Raw genomic sequence first — 15,132 nt, forward strand, 5'->3', positions numbered from 1 at the left:
GCCGGATCTGCGTTGCCTTTGCACACGAGGTCGGGGCCCGGGCCAGGCGCGACAATGCTTAGCCCGGCGGTCGAGGCCCTACTTGGCGGAGAGGTTGGGCTCGATAGTCATCAGAAGACTACCTCGCCCTGAGTTTCCGGAAGCATGCCGTCGTCGAACAGAAACGGTGCGTCGTCGGTGCTCGCGCCTGCCTTCGGGGGCTTGCGAAGTGAATCGGGAACAGGCGGCAGTTCATCGGCGCTGATCAGCGGACCCGCGACGATCTGCTCAAGGAGCGCAACACCTTTAGGCAGCAAAGCCAGCGTTTCCTTGACTGCGGCGACGATCTCCACGAGCTCGACACTCCACTCCGGCGACCAGGCTGTCGGCCTGATGTAGTCGAGCGGCGAGTCGCTGGAGGCGGCTCGTCCGGCGGGCTTGGCCATCCGGTAGCCAAGCCACTTAGGGATAACGTCCATCCCGCTAACCGCGAACTGCCAGACAGCCTCGGGGACTCCGGTCAGTACCCCGTCAGCTATGCGGAGCGTCTCCGCGGCCGCATCGAAGGACACATCCGACTTTGCCGCAGGGAGCCGGGTCGGCTCGGACTTCCACTTGATGCCGGTCAGAGGAAGGGTGGCATTGCCGAATCGTTCCCCGAAGGACTGCAACCAAACCAACTTCTCGCCATGCAAGACCATACGCTCGAACAACTCCGGGTCGGCGGTTAGCGGGACTCGCGGGCTGGGAGTCGCTAGGGCCTCTTGAAAGCGTTCGCTGTAATCGGTGCCCGCGAGGACTCCGAAAGTGTAGGCGAACAGCCGTTCGACAGTCACGCTCCCAGCATCGGGAGCCGCCGCCCTGTGCAGCTGCGTCAACAGGGAGAGGAGGTTGGGATTGACATTGGGTGTGCCTTTGGCGTCGCGGTAAAGCGGAACGACGTCCTTGCCACCGCGGCCGCTGAAGAAGTGCTTGTCCGGGACCGCGGTAGTCAATGTTGCGGCCGGCCCGCTTCCTAAACTGGTCGTGGTCATCGTCGTCAGGAAGATCTGCTTGTCGGTCAAAGAAGCCCAGAGCGCCGGCCGCTCGAGTGCGATCAGCCGGGGGTCGTTGAATATCCACTGCCGATCGAACGACCGCATTCCAAACCTGACGATCGGCTCATGCGAATCGCCCGCATTGAGCCCGGCGAGAGGGGGCATCCCCGCAACATTCGTTGTAATCCGCCGACCGGTGCTCGGCGTCACGTAATAGCGAGCACGCTCAGTTGGCACACTGGTCATCACGAACTCACTCCAGCGCTGCTCCAACACAGCTCGGTCCGGGGCCGCGGGCCAGGTCCTGTTGATCATCATTCCGGGTTGCTGAAAAGGGAACAGGTCCACGAGCTTCGGGTAGGACGCCCAATCTGCTCCGCCAGAGGCGGGGATAAAAGATGCGTGCCAGTCCGTGCTAGCTTCGGCCAAATCGAGGCTCGCCTTGCCAGCGGCCAGGTCGATGAGTGCGGCGAGCTTCTCTGAGCGGGAACCCCGAGAGCTCGCATAGTGAACGGGTGCAGGCGTTGTCCGGTCGCCCCTTCCACGGCGGACTAGTGTCACTATGGCGACCGGAGACTCGATGTCAAAGACGTTTTCGTCTTTTCGGGTCCCCTTGTTGTCTCCGTGAAGGTCGAGCACCACTATCTCATCGGCAACTTCGCGTGCGAGCCGGCGGAGTCCGAGGAATCCGGGCCCGCTTAGCCACGAGGAGGCCGTGATCATGGAGACGACAGCCGGGCCATCATTCTCCTCGAAGACCTTCCAGATCGCCCAGCGCCAAAAGTAAACGTAGAGGTTGTAAAGGCTCGCGTGGGCGCTGAAGATGACGTGCTTCTTCGCGTCGTCGAAGATGTCGTCGAAGAGAGACCGGGACGAGCCGTCCCTCGGAGCGGTGACGAATCCCCCAGTGCCGGTGCTCTCTACCCGGTCATAGGGTGGATTGCCGATCAGGACGTTGTGGTTCCAGTCGAACTTGACCTCGTCGGCATGAGCCCCCTCCGTGCTGATCGGATCGGCGAGCTCCTCGACGACGTGGGGATGCTTTCGACCGAGGGTGTCCCCCAAGTAGATCGGCAGGCGCGTCTTCTCACGAAGCTTCTCGGAGATGTCGAGGGAGACCTTTAGGTGGCTGACAGCGTAGGAGGCCAAGGAGATCTCGCACGCAGATGCGTGTGCGAGTGCCGCCGCCTCTCCGACGTCTCCGGCGTTGCGCCGTGCCTGGCGAATCCACTCGACGAGGAAGGTGCCGGTGCCGTTGGCAGGATCGAACATCGAGACGACGGGATCGTCGGGCTTTGCCAGCTTCGGAAGCTCGATCTCGGGGTGCGTCTCGAGATATTCCGCCCAAGTAGTCGAGTCGGCAACTCCGAGCGGGAGCCCGAATGACTTTAGGGCATCGTCTACGATTTTGACGATGTAGCGAACCACCGGTAGAGGCGTGTAGAAGGCGCCCAGATCGCGGCGTTGTTGCGGGTCGTACTGCGCCAGGAATTCCTCGTAGAAGTAGACGACGGGGTCGTCTCGCTGGTTGTCGGCGCCAAAGTCTGCGAGCAACTCATCGACATCGGTTGCAGCGAGCTCCTCCGCCAGCTCGTTGAGGCCGAGCTCATCGACGTCGATGACGCCGTCGGAATCATCGCGGAAGCGCGAGTAGATGGCATCGAGGAACTCGTTGTCGAACTTCAACATCGACACTGATTGCTCGAGCTTGAACTCCTCGGCGTGCGCGATTCGGGCAGTGAGGAGCCCATAGACCATAGTCTGGGCATATACGTCAGCGAAGCGCGCGGGGGTGAGGTTTCCGAGAAGCTGGTCACGAACTTCGTCGAACAGGGCACGGATCGGCCCGCCATTAGTCTCGACTTCGTAAAGTGCACGGATTTCATCGCGGACATCCTGGGCAACTTCTGCCATTCTACGCGAGAGTGCGGCGGCGGACTTGAGACCTTCGCGATAGCCGTGGAAGCCCTGCCCAAAGTCTGGACCGGACACAATTTTGGGACCGACCAACGGGGACCAGGCAAGGTCCGGCACACCTCGACGCATCAGCAAGTCAAGACGTGCGCTCGTCAGCTGATGACTCCAGGAAAGGACGCGCAGAACGCGCTTCCCATCCTTCTCACGGAAGTTAACGATATGAAGAAGCTTTTCCTGGCCCTCCGAAAGGCAGAAGAACAGAAGGTCGTTCAGAGACCATTGGGCGTGAGTTCCGCTGCCGTTGCGGGCACGCTCGTTCTTAACTAGCCTCTGGACGAGGCGCCGGATGGCCCCGACCGGTAGGCGACCACCCTCAAAGTCCAGTACGAAGACGCCGAACTTCTGGTCCTTCGTAAGCGGCGGAATCTGCGAGATCTGTTTGAGCTTGGCGACCTTCTCCGGGTCGAGATGCAGTTCTTCAGGCTCCCACTCCAACTGAATATCGGCCCACGACAGGCCGTCCGGGATTGGCCAGTTGAGCCCATTATGAAGAAGGTCGACCAGATGGTCTGCCGACTTCGGCGCAGCCTGTAGCAGTTTGCGGACGCCATCTTGATTGATGCTCATCGGACCTCTATCCAGCAGATTGTTTTAGGGGCGGGAGCGTCGAGTGGCAACTGTGTCACTTTGCGAAGGCGCTTTGTCTCGTCGCGTTCGAACTCGCGAAGGGCTGACTGCAGCTTGGACCGGTCGCCAAATGGCTGACGAGGAGTTGCCGGTTCGGCGGCGATCGCCGATTCGATTGAGAGCAGGGCCCGTTCGATACCGTCGGGCGTGCGAATTGCCCACTCCACTTCGCCAGGATCAATGGTCCAGTTGGCATCGGTGTCGTCTTCGTGTGCCTTGGTGAGCACCGGGATTCGGCGGCACAAGAAGACCCCCGACGGCTCGCCGGCCTTCCCGGTAGAGATGCCGTTCGGGAGCCGCGCTACGAAGTCCTCGAGACCTGGGTCGTCCGTCGCCAACTGCAGCCATTTGAGGCGCAACTCCTCGATGGGAGCGATGTCGCCGTTGTATTCATCCTTGAATGCCTGGAACATTTTGACGTCGTCGAAGATGTCGGACTCATCGAAGAGTTTGCCGCCTGGGATACCCAGAGTCGTGGAGATCATAAGGGTCTTGTTCTGCACGCGGTTATAGAGCGTGAGGAGCGCCTCGATCTCAGCAGAAGGCAGAAAGTTGCGGATTTGGATGTGCCCGCGCGTCTTCTTCTCCGACGGTTTCTCCTTGACCAGTTCGGCTTCGATAGCTGGGGTCATGCGCCGGTCGACGCGGCCGATACGTTGCATCAGGCGTACGGGGTTCCAGTGAATATCGTAATTCACGAGGAGCGAGCCGTCCTGGAGGTTTACACCCTCGCTTAGTACATCCGTCGAGATCAGGACACGCAGCGGTGCGAGTTTCTCGCGATCTTCCCTGGAGACTTTGTTGTAGAAGGGGGCAAATCGCTTGATCATCGCAAAGCGATTCTTGCCGCGGCTACCGTCAATGCGGTCGACCTCCGTGAGACCGTCCTCCCTCAACCGCTCTTCGAGGTAGCGGGCAGTATCCGCAAACTCAGTGAAGACGATGACTTTGTGCGTGCGGAACTCCGGGGTAAATACGTCCTTTTCGAGCGTCTTCTTGCGCTCCTTCGACGGCTCCAGAAGGAGGTCACGAAGGCGGAGATACTTATCGTCAATACCGGCGCCGCAGAGGATCAGGTCCATGAATCGAACCAGCTGATCGAGATCCTCGAAGGCAGCGTCGATCATTTCCTGCAACCTGTAGTCTCCGCCGACAAGGTTGTACTCAAGCTCCTCGAGTTCCTCCTCGGTGAGGTCCTCCTCGTGCCAGACCTCTTCGAGCGTCGAGCGGTACCTGTCGTGGATATCCTTCAGCGTCAGCTCGTTGTCCAACCGCCACTCGGCAAGCCGGCTCTCCTCACTAGGGTTGACCTTCGTATTGACGTCCAGCCAATGGAGCACCTTTGCCGACAGATCGAGACATGACCCCGCGAACGCGGCGAGGCTCGACTCGAACCGCTTGAGGAAGATCGTTCGGATTAGCGCGACCACTTGGCGCTGTCGGTTCTCCGCGATCGTGTCAACGTCCTTGCTGTTTGAGAACGCCAAGGGGTAGTACATTGGCAACATGAAGAGGGGTGTGGCGCGGCTGAAGGCGGTCTGAAGCTCGGTAAACAGAGGGGCGTAGAGCGTTCCGAAGTCGTACGGGACGACCCGGGGAACCTGCGTCTCCGGAAATACCACTTCCGCTCCGCCGGCCACTTTCGAGCTCTCGACTGCGTATCGGCGACTATTCTGATGGAGGATCGACTGAAAGAGCTTGTCCTTCGCCATCAACGCCGCGATAGCGGCGTGGTCAGGGATACTGCTCTTGAATGGTTTTTCTAGTTCGACTGTGTACTTGCGCAGGCTGTTGATGCCGATACTTGCGAAGTGGTCGTCGGCGTCGACCCCGGTAAAAAGCTCTGCCTGGTGGACGAGGTCGAAGAATGTGTTGTTGATCGGCGTGGCGGTCAACAAGTAGACGGTCTTGCCCTTGCAGATCTCTTGCATACGCCACCAGCGCGAGCCCCAAGGATTCTCCTCAGTCGGCGCCTTGCCGTGGTTTCGGAAGTTGTGGGCCTCATCGATAATGATGACGTCAGCCCGCTTTGCAAGGTGCTCAATCTCGTCGCTGCCCTGTTTGGTGGTGAGGTCCGTGTGAGCTCGCACGAGGACGTTTGAGAACTGACCGAATAGTTCCGGCAGCTTATCCCTCAGCTCGGGGTTCCAAACCGCGTCCTGCCCCGTTTTGGTCGCCATAATGAGCACATTCTTGCGGTGTCGCACGGCGTAGTACTCGGTGAGCATGAGACCCACGAACGTCTTGCCAAGTCCGACGCCGTCAGTGAGGAAACCGCCGTTCCAGCGCCGCGACATTTCGATCAAGCTGTGGAAGCCTTCCTGTTGGTAAGGCGCAAGCATCGGATAGATGACCGACTCGGATTCCTCCCAACTTTTGTCGGTGGGATCCACGTTCGCTGTCAGCGCGTGGAGGGCCTTGGCGTACACTTCGAAAGGCGTGAACTCGCGGGCGTTGTGCTCCAGGACGGCGAGTAATTCTTCGTTGACGGGAACGGCCTCGCCCCAGTGCTGCTCATACCAGGCGTGTAGTTCGGCGACCTCGGGTCCCTGGAATTTGACGTTGAGCTCGACGTTCTGGGTCAGGCCCGGGCGCGTGAAGTTGGAGGAACCGACCAAGGCAGCTGATCCGACCACCTTTAGCTTGCTGTGCGTGATGTACGCCTTGGCATGGAACTTCTTCGGCTTGTAAACGCGGATCTCGATCTTGCCGCTCCGGATGCCTTCGACCACGGCCTCGATTCCCGTGAGGAAGGTGTCGCCGGTCTGTCGCTCGACAATGATGGAAGTGTCGAGCGCAGCGGCAATAGCGTCCGCCGTCGTGCGACTCGTCTCGCCTCCTACAAGGAGCCGTATCTTGTCGACCTTCTGCCAAGCACCGTCAAGTGAGAGAAAGGCTCCGATCTCGAAGTGCCCGGTGGCGATGTCAATCGCCGAGCTAATGTCGCACCACTCGCGGAGGTACTGGAGTGCTTTCCAGTCCTCGTCGGTGTTGTCTACGATGAATTGCTCTGATGACGCCACGCGTTCCCCCTCGAATCCGACCTGCCCTAGAACTCTATTCGATTGATCGCGCCGATGTTGACAAGTCGGGGGCGAGTGCCAGGGGGACTTTTTCAGCCCGCGCTGTACTGGAGGGGGATCCGCTCTTGGCGGCCGGAGGGGAGGATGAAGGTCTGCCCAGTTCTTGGGCTTTTCACTTCGGCGCAGAGGCCCTTCGCGAAGTGAAAGCTGTCCTGGCCCACATTGAACATCAGAACGTAGACGAATTTTCCACTGCGGGACTTCTCGCTGAACGCTGGGTGTGAAGAACCTCGTACGCAGAATTTCCGTCAGTCCTAGGCATCGGATCGCAGCCCCCCACGCAAGCCGGCCGGAACGTGCGGCAAATGCATGTCTAGGAGCCGCCACCCAACGCCCAGCTGGGTCCTTTGTACTTCATTGGCGATGGTGCGCAGTCGCATACCTTTGCGCTGCAGATCCTCCATGACTCGCAATTCTTCTTTGGTGTACTGCTTTCCGTGCCTGGGGCATTCATCGGCGTTCTCGATATCCCCTGACGGTGCCAGCAGAAGTCTGACGAGCTTGATGGCCACCTGCTTCTGATCAGTGTGCAGGGCCTGTGCAATGACGAAGACGCTCTTACGCTGACCATACAAATCAAGTAGTTCGAGCTGCTCCGTCCGGGCCCAACGCTTTTCCTTGTCAGCATAGGGGTCTTCCAGCTCGACGCCGGGAACCTTGGAAGTTCTTGTACTAATGGTCGGGCGGCCGTGCGGAAACTCAGGGACGATGGTTGCCGGCTTCAAAGGTGCAGGCGCCTCCGCTTCAAGCCCCCGGGGACGCGGTCGGCCAAAAGCCCGCTCAGATTCGCGTGTCTGGGGATTGACGGACGACGTTCGCTCGCCAGCTCGCGACTCAGCAGCCGGCGGGGCGGCTCGTGGCTCTTTTGGCTCTGTGGCTGCCAGGCGGGGCGGAGCCAATGTGTGGGAAGAGGAAGCCGCCGACTCCGTGGGAACGGTCTCGCTTTGCCGTCCACGGCCAAAGAGCCAGCCGGCCAACAGCCCGATGAATATAGCGAAGATCGGTTGATTCATAGCCACGTTGAACGCCCAAAATGCAATGATTACGCCGGCAATCCGCCAACCCATGTTTCCCTCCAAATGCCACTGATCTTTCGTTGGGCCGCAGAGGCACAGGTCTCCCCCAGTCCGGCAGTCGTTGACTACGCGGGCGAGTCCACGAGCTGCTTGTCCGCCCCAACAGACTCCACAAGGCTCACGGTCCCATTAGTGATCGACACAAGACCTCGCCCCGTGGCCGTTGCGAGTGCATTTTCGAAATGTGCAGAAAGTGCCTTGGTGGCTTTGAGGCGCCCAAAGGTCCGAAGCACCAGGCGCCTGAGTTCATTGGCCGACATGGGACCGCTCCCTTTCAGAATGTCAGTTGCGGCGTTGCCAATCTCCAGTGGGCTGATTTGTACGAAGATCCGGGTATCGCCAATTTGACTGGTGCGGTAGATTTTCCATTCGCCGGGATCTGTATCTGCGGGCCAGACAAACTTCTCTTTGTCCGTCACGCAAGCCGAACCGTTGATCTGCGAAACAATCTTCTTCGCCCGAGACTCGTGGACCTTCCCTAGACCGTAGGTGTAACCGACGAGCTTGGTGAGCCTGTCACGATGGATCGGGCCCTCGAGATCCACGATTTCCTCGATGGTGGCGCGGACAGATTCCTTGGCCGTCTTCTTTGGCAGATTATCCAAAGTCTCGACGTTGCCCGTAACCACGATGTCCCAAGGTTCAAATGCGGTCCGGACACCGGAAAAGCGTTCAGATGAAGCTTCGGACTGTTCGCCCGGCTCCGTCTCCGGTGCCTCGGTCGGTTCCGGATTCTCGACAGCCGAGGGCCAGTCGATGTCGACGGTTTCGTCGTCATCCGACTGTGTTTCAGCGCCGGGTTGCGACACGAGCTCTTTGATTACCGTGCCGCGGAGTTCAGCTGCCGATGCGGCAGCTCCCGCATCCCCAATGTGTGTCAACACTATGAAGACTGTGTCAGTCGCTCTCATTGCTTCCATCGCCGAGAAACGATCCCCGTGCGCCCAACGATTCCGGATCAGTCGGAGCTCGTTACCATAGATGCTCATCAGCCGCTGGGGATCATTCGCGCTGAACGGGTAGCCTAAAGCCCCCAAACGCTCAGTGACGATACGTAGCTGCGGTTGCACATCAGTGTGGCTATAGACCTTCGGCGACTTCCCCTTGATCTTGTCGAGTTGGTGCAGGACGTCCGTCCAGTGCAGCTCAGTTCCCAGGTGCGGGGACAGCATTTTCTCGATGTAGGGGTCTAGGCTTGTTGCCAGCAGTTGCAACGCTGATTGGACGACAGCTTCATTGGACGACACTAGTTGGAGCCTTTCGATAGCGACCTTGGTCTGACCGGTTGTGATGGACATCCGCGCACTTGGCTAGGACGAAGGCAACGTTCACCCACGGGGCCATACTTGACAAATCAGCGAGCAGATCTCCGCCGACCGGGAACGGATGTCATCCTCTGACCACGCGTCCGGATGTTCATCGACGATTGTTTTATTGATAGCCAGGATGCTGAATTTGTTCAGCATAGAACGTTTGCCCTTACCGGCATCGATTCCAGCCGGAGCGACCAATAGTGCCTCATCATCGGTCCATGGACGGTTGGAAAGCGCACTGTTGAGGCGCTGGGTTGTCAGCGTGAGATTGCCAAGTGTGTGGATGAGCTGGTCGCGTTCCTGATCAGCACCGGGCTCGAGACGCAGGGAGGCCCGCCAATGGCTACGCCAGCCTTGCGGCATGATGTGTTCGACTTCCAGCCTGGCCGGAAGGCTGACATCCTCTAGGCGCCGATCACGCAGCTCGAACTCCACAGCTGCGAGGATGACTCGCAGGCGGGACTGCCGGACATTTCCATACAGCTTCACGGAAGGCAATTCGGCCAGCACTTGCTGATCCGTCGGCCATTCGCGCGAATCAGAAGTCTGACCCGCCAAGAAGTCTCTGACGGAAGCTCCAGCTCTGTGGGTAGCAGCTGTGTCCAGCTCCTTAAGCAAACTGACCATCAACTTATTCACGTCTTTGGTCGTTCGGCGCAGAAGTGTGCGGCGTACCACCCAGCTTTCAAGACTAGCCAGAGCAGTCTCAACCTGATCCCGGGGAACGTTGTGATTATCCGAGACGAACCACAGGAGCAAAGGCGTGGTAGCACCGAGTTCGAGGGCTTCGATTACCCTCCGATAGAACTTACCCTCCGCGGTTTGGTCACCGATCTCAGCAAAGGACCTAAACGTGTCGGCGTCCCGTCGAAGAGCCTGGACAAACTCGGTTGCGGCCTCAGCCTCGAGCATTCGCGACTTGGCATGCTCACGGAATCTCTTGAAGACCAACTCTGTGGGCACTTCTTCCTGGGTCCGCATCGTCAGCCAGTACTGAAGAAAAATGTCGATTCTAGATCTCAGGAGCCGGCCCTGGCTGATCTGTTCTCGCCACCACTCCTCGTCGAATTCCAGCCAGTACTTCTCTGCCCAAAGGTCGACGTCGGCGCGCAGGAGCTCGCCCTGCTGGAACATCCAGTTCTTCACCAAGTCGGCAGCCAGTAGAGGAGTTCCTCGATCATTCAGGGTCTCAAAAATGAGCTGGTCGTCGTCCAGGAGGCTCAAGTTGATTGCGACGACGAACAACCTGTCGCTCAACACCGAGGTCAGCGCAGACAGTCGCGTCGGTGCGGACTCAGGACGCTCAGCGTTTGTGGACCATTCGCGAATCTCCTGTTGAAAGAAGCGGTGTGCCTGTCGGATTCTATGGCTCGATTGTTCGCTGGGATCCGCCGCGTCATCCATGGCCAGCGAGAATGGCTCGCGGTCTGTCCTTGACGGCCACAGCTTGAAGCGCCGGCTCGTTGCCCGAAACCTACGTGAATCATTGAGGACGAGCTCCTGGAGCGCCTCCGCATCGTCCTCGTTCCCCAAATCGTTGATAACGACCTGCGCTGCGTCGAGCAACAGCTGGAGCGTGGTCATTCGTTGCTGGCCGTCAATGACGGAAGACCGAGCGAGGTCCCCGGCAACGTTGGACATTTCCTTAATGACGACTGCACCCAGGAAGTGTGGGCTAACCTTCTCCAGTTCTTCAGGATCCGGCATGGCATCCAGGCAGGATTCCGCGACCCGCTTGACATCTGCCCAGAGTGGCGACCACTGATCTTCCTCGGTCCAAACATAGGGCCTCTGGAAGGCAGGAATTTCGTACTGTACTTTCGAGTCAAACAAATCCCGTGGCGTGACAGCTTCGGCTTTCAACGTTTCCCCTTAACAACCGTGACGCGGGCCAGTGTCGCGGTACTGGCTCCCCTTGGAGCTAGACCCGAGAACGAAGCTATCACCTTGGCCGATAGACCTTGGGAAACCCGCGGCAAGGAGTCTTCCAAGAAAACCGTGGGCTCTCCCGATTTGGGATAGGGGCTATCACGAAGCGTCGACGGTGCATCAAGACCACCACCAGGGCATTGCCGTTCGCGCAAAGATCCTTAGCGGGACGAACCGGACGCCTTCGGACTCTGTGGTTCTGAGCGCTCTTTGGGAGGCCTCCTACGTGCCGAGGATGACCTGTGCCACCTGATTCGCGCCCACAACGGGGTTGCCCAGACTTGCAGTTATCGGCAGTTCCACACGGAATCTCATAGAACTGACATCAACATGATGGTGAGCCGCGACGTCGTCCCGGCGCAGCACCTCGACAGCTCTGTCAGACATGTCATACGCACGGAAGAAGGTCGTAAGGAACGGTGTCGTGTAGGAGGGGTCGGGCACCTGTGTGCCGTGGTCGTATCCGCCGCCAGAGTTGGCGCCATATTCGGCGACATGTGCGAGGAACTTGTCGACGACTGATCCGCCAGCCCCGACTCCCTCCGCCCGCGCGATGATTCGATCTACCAGCTGCGGAATCGTGAAGGCGTTACCCCCAGGCTCCGCAGGCTGCAAACCGATGCTCACCAAGAACAGCCGGTCCTCCGGTGCACCTCCATCGGAGCCATCGCTCCGCTCGACTTGATGGACCCCCTCGACGGGATGCGAGGAACCGCTCCGGGTCGTAGTCTTCACCTCGATACCGGTGGGGCCCCAAGTGAAGTCCCGCGACGACCTCTTCCAACCGTCCCACGATCTGATGATCGGGGCCGCCTGCTCGTCAGCGGCGTTGCGGCATAGGGCGTCAAGCAAGAGAAGTTCGCCAGCTAGACCGAGGAGGGCCTGGTTGGACAGGCGAAGTCTCTCAATAGCCAGTTCGATGATCGGCTCGGTCTGAGCAAACGCCTGGCTCAGGGACACGTCAGCACCGCCCCGCAGCAACTCAGTGCAGATGAACGCCGCCACCTGATCGAAGTAGCCGAGCGAGGGGAGTAGGAGCCTGCTGGCGTCGAAGGGGGATGCGCCCTGCCGATGCCAGGTGCGAAACTCAATTGCGGCCCGGACAGCGCTAGAACCGGGGCTCAACTCGGCTCCTGCGAGGAACATCTCGACTTGGCCGTTGTGGTCGCGTGCGACACCGACCACATGAACGTCGGTCAACCACGTCACGTTGCGGTGATCGGCAGATGCCGCGTTCGGCACGCTTTCGATCAACTGAAGCACAGACTCATAGGTCGTCGTCAAGGATGTCTCCATCTCACGCGCCCAACGATCCGGCGCGAGTCGCCGCAAACTGCTCAGGCCCACCCGCCGGTATGCACACCCCGACAGCCACTGCGGGGTACGGCTGGTCAGGAAGCTGGTTCAGGTAGAACAGAATTTGGCCGTACGACCCGGCGGGGCGCCATGGCGCGCTCCCGCTCGACAAAGGTACTCGCTCACCTCGATGGTAGTAGTCGAAGAACGCGTCACCGCGGTAGTCGAGCGGGCCTGCACTCGGGTCGTTTGCCCCCCACGTCGTCTCAAGTTCACCGTCGATCCCGACACGCTTCGTCGTCCCAGGAATGCTGAAGCCTAATTCCGCGAGTGGGCCGCGTCTGATCGGGGGCCCCGCCCCGTAGCGGATGCCAACTGAAAACCTCGGCTGGTGCCGTTGCTTATTCCGAAGATCGGCCATCGACCAACGGCCAGACGGAACGCCTGTAACGAAGAGCCCCCGGACGGGCCTGATGAGGCACGCATCCCAGAGGCGCAGGTACGCCGGGATCGCGTACGGGCAGTCGAGCCGTACCGGTGAGGGTTCGCCTTCCAGTGGCCCCGGTGCGTTGTACAGCTGCGTGCCGCTCGGCAACCGAAGGGTGGCCGAGACTCGAGCCTGAACCTGAGCCCACAACTCGCCGAGACGGCTATCTCGGCCGGGGAGATACGAGTCGAAGGCGAACTGGTCAAGGAGATCAGCGGCCTCGGTGAGCGACAGAGAGGCATCGAGCGCACGGCCCCTCGTGGCCTGGCCGACGGTCACGTCCGATGACGGCGCGGACGCGAATAGATCGGCGACAAGCTTGGCGTTCGGGTCGGGGGCGTGGCCGTCGTTGATGAGAGTCACAAACGGCCTCGAACGAGGGCAAAGCGGCGTGCGGCCGAGGTTCGCGATCTTTCCCGTGGCGAGGAATCCCATGCCGTGCAGAACGACCGGAGAAGGGGCATCGCCAGTCATTTTTGCGGCGATCCCCTCGCGTAGGGCCTCGTCGATGTCGTGGTACGCGCCGAAGAGGTCGATTTGCTGGCTTGCGGCGAACACCCGGCACAACTCGATGTGCTTGCCGCGGTAGCCGAACCAACGTTGCATCTGCATCTGGGTGTCCGCAAACGGGCTGTTCGACGCTCGCTGGAACAGCGCCGTCGTCATCCCCTCCAAGGTCAGTCCGCGCGCCATCACGTTGCCGGAGACAAAGATGGTGGACAGGTCGCGCGCCGAGCGCCATCTCCCGGTGATCTCGTCGAAGGTCGGCTTATACTCGGGGCGGTCGTCGGCGCTGGGATCACTGTTGACGACCGAGACCCGCGTCCCGGGGATGATCTCGGTCTCGAGGATCCGCCGGACTACGGGCCAATCGGGGATCGTGCGGGGGCTGAGGATGTTGAACTCGGTGGCGAGTTCTGTGGACGAATGACGGTACCTGTCGATCCAGGCCTCCCAAAGCGGCTGTTCACAGAGCATCTTCGAGATCAGACTTGCAGGCAGGCGAGCGTCGCCTGATTCCAGCAGTTCGCGTGCAGTAGCGCGGTCATCGACACCGGCCCAGAGCAGTATGTCCTCGGCGCCGGTGAAGTGCCGCCCGATGTCCGCAGACGGATGAAAGAGCATCGAGTTCGGTTCCGGCGACGCGGACATTGCCGCGCCCCGGGTATCGAAGTCAGCACCCGCTAGGGTACACGGCCCTGTCGCTCCAACGGCTCGGTGAAGCCGAATGGCACTGGCAACGAGAAACGCGCGGACTGACTGCCCGAGATCGTCTTCGTCACGGCCGGTGAGCTCTACGCAAAGCTGCGCCGACGCCCCGCGGTCATAGTAGACCTCGCCTCCTGTGTAGTAGTGGTCGACGCCGGTCGGCTCGGGGTAGGTAGATGACCTTGGCGCGTCGCTACGAGCGGGATCAACGGGGTGCCCGACATCAAGCGGTGTTCTCAGCGAGATCACGAAGTCCCGTGGAGCTAGCGGGTTGTGATCCTCCTGGAGCAGGTTCGCTTGCGGCGTCGCGGTGTAACCGACGTATGTGGTGTAGAGGTTAGCCGGGGCGCTGCCCGACCGGGGCTCCCAAAGGTCAGCGATGGCTCTGGGAATCTGTTTGAGGTTCGGGGATAGGGGATCTTGTCCCGCCTCCACCGCGGCATCGAGCACCGATCCGTCGTCAGCTTCGTCGTCGAGCACCATCATGTGCACAGGGCGCCCAAGTTCCCGCACTGCATCAAAGACGCTCCCGCGCAGCGTGTTACCGAGCGCGTAGAGGTGGTTCGCCTGCTTCATTGCGACGACGATCAGCGGTCGACTTTGGCCAAGCTTGCGCCTGACCTGCGCAGAGGAGAGCCGGTACGTGTCCTGAAGGGAAGCAGACGCTCCGGAGAGCGCGACGCCAGGCGCTGGGCAAAGGAGACGTCGGGTAATCTTCGCTGCACTATCTTCTCCGGCGTCCAGCTGCTCGCCCAAGCGTTCGTATGTCTGTCGCCACAGAGACAATCGGGTGCCGGCGAGGATGACGACGATATTGACGCCGCGGTCGAGGGCGAGCGCAGTCACACCGAACATCGAAGAGGTTTTGCCGGACTGCACGGAGCCCATGACCAGGCCAGTACGTGTCCGGTTCACCGGCCACATGGCGTCACCTGGTTCTCCCGACCCGAAGATTCCGCGATCGAGGATGTACGCGCAATCGGTCTGCAATGCTCCTCGTGCGGTCGGTGTCAGCGCCGTCAACTCGGCGGCGTATCGATCCCACCAGGACTTGTCTGTCGCCGTCGATGCCGGTGCATCGAAGTACACCCGCTCTGCCACGTCCCCCGTCATGCCGCC

7 protein-coding genes are annotated in these 15,132 nt (G+C 60.3%); all 7 read right to left on the reverse strand.

Annotated elements, in window-relative coordinates:
* Positions 1–110: 110 nt before the first annotated feature.
* The 7 genes from AC50YM_RS09880 to AC50YM_RS09910 all read right to left on the reverse strand — a co-directional run bounded on the left by AC50YM_RS09880 (position 111) and on the right by AC50YM_RS09910 (position 15,126).
* Entirely contained in the window at positions 111–3,560 is a 3,450-nt protein-coding gene (locus AC50YM_RS09880; protein ID WP_494956771.1) for a type ISP restriction/modification enzyme, read from the reverse strand.
* Positions 3,557–6,643, reverse strand: coding sequence for a helicase-related protein (locus tag AC50YM_RS09885; RefSeq protein ID WP_494956772.1), 3,087 nt, complete (start codon positions 6,641–6,643; stop codon positions 3,557–3,559). The genes AC50YM_RS09880 and AC50YM_RS09885 overlap by 4 nt, the downstream gene beginning before the upstream one ends.
* 314 nt (positions 6,644–6,957) lie before the next feature.
* Positions 6,958–7,428 (reverse strand): hypothetical protein, encoded by a 471-nt coding sequence (locus tag AC50YM_RS09890; RefSeq protein WP_494956773.1) that lies wholly within the window; start codon positions 7,426–7,428, stop codon positions 6,958–6,960.
* Positions 7,429–7,844: 416 nt separating this feature from the next.
* Positions 7,845–9,077, reverse strand: a complete 1,233-nt coding sequence (locus AC50YM_RS09895) for a DUF3320 domain-containing protein (protein WP_494956774.1) — start codon at positions 9,075–9,077, stop codon at positions 7,845–7,847.
* Positions 9,078–9,107: 30 nt separating this feature from the next.
* A complete protein-coding gene (locus AC50YM_RS09900; protein ID WP_494956775.1) occupies positions 9,108–10,955 on the reverse strand; it encodes a DUF262 domain-containing protein in 1,848 nt (615 codons plus the stop codon).
* A 288-nt stretch (positions 10,956–11,243) separates the two neighbouring features.
* A complete protein-coding gene (locus AC50YM_RS09905) occupies positions 11,244–12,305 on the reverse strand; it encodes a PD-(D/E)XK motif protein (protein WP_494956776.1) in 1,062 nt (353 codons plus the stop codon).
* A 13-nt stretch (positions 12,306–12,318) separates the two neighbouring features.
* Complete coding sequence (locus tag AC50YM_RS09910) at positions 12,319–15,126, reverse strand: Z1 domain-containing protein (protein ID WP_494956777.1); 2,808 nt, start codon at positions 15,124–15,126, stop codon at positions 12,319–12,321.
* Positions 15,127–15,132 lie beyond the last annotated feature (6 nt).

The organism is Pseudarthrobacter sp. RHLT1-30-1, assembly GCF_059383415.1.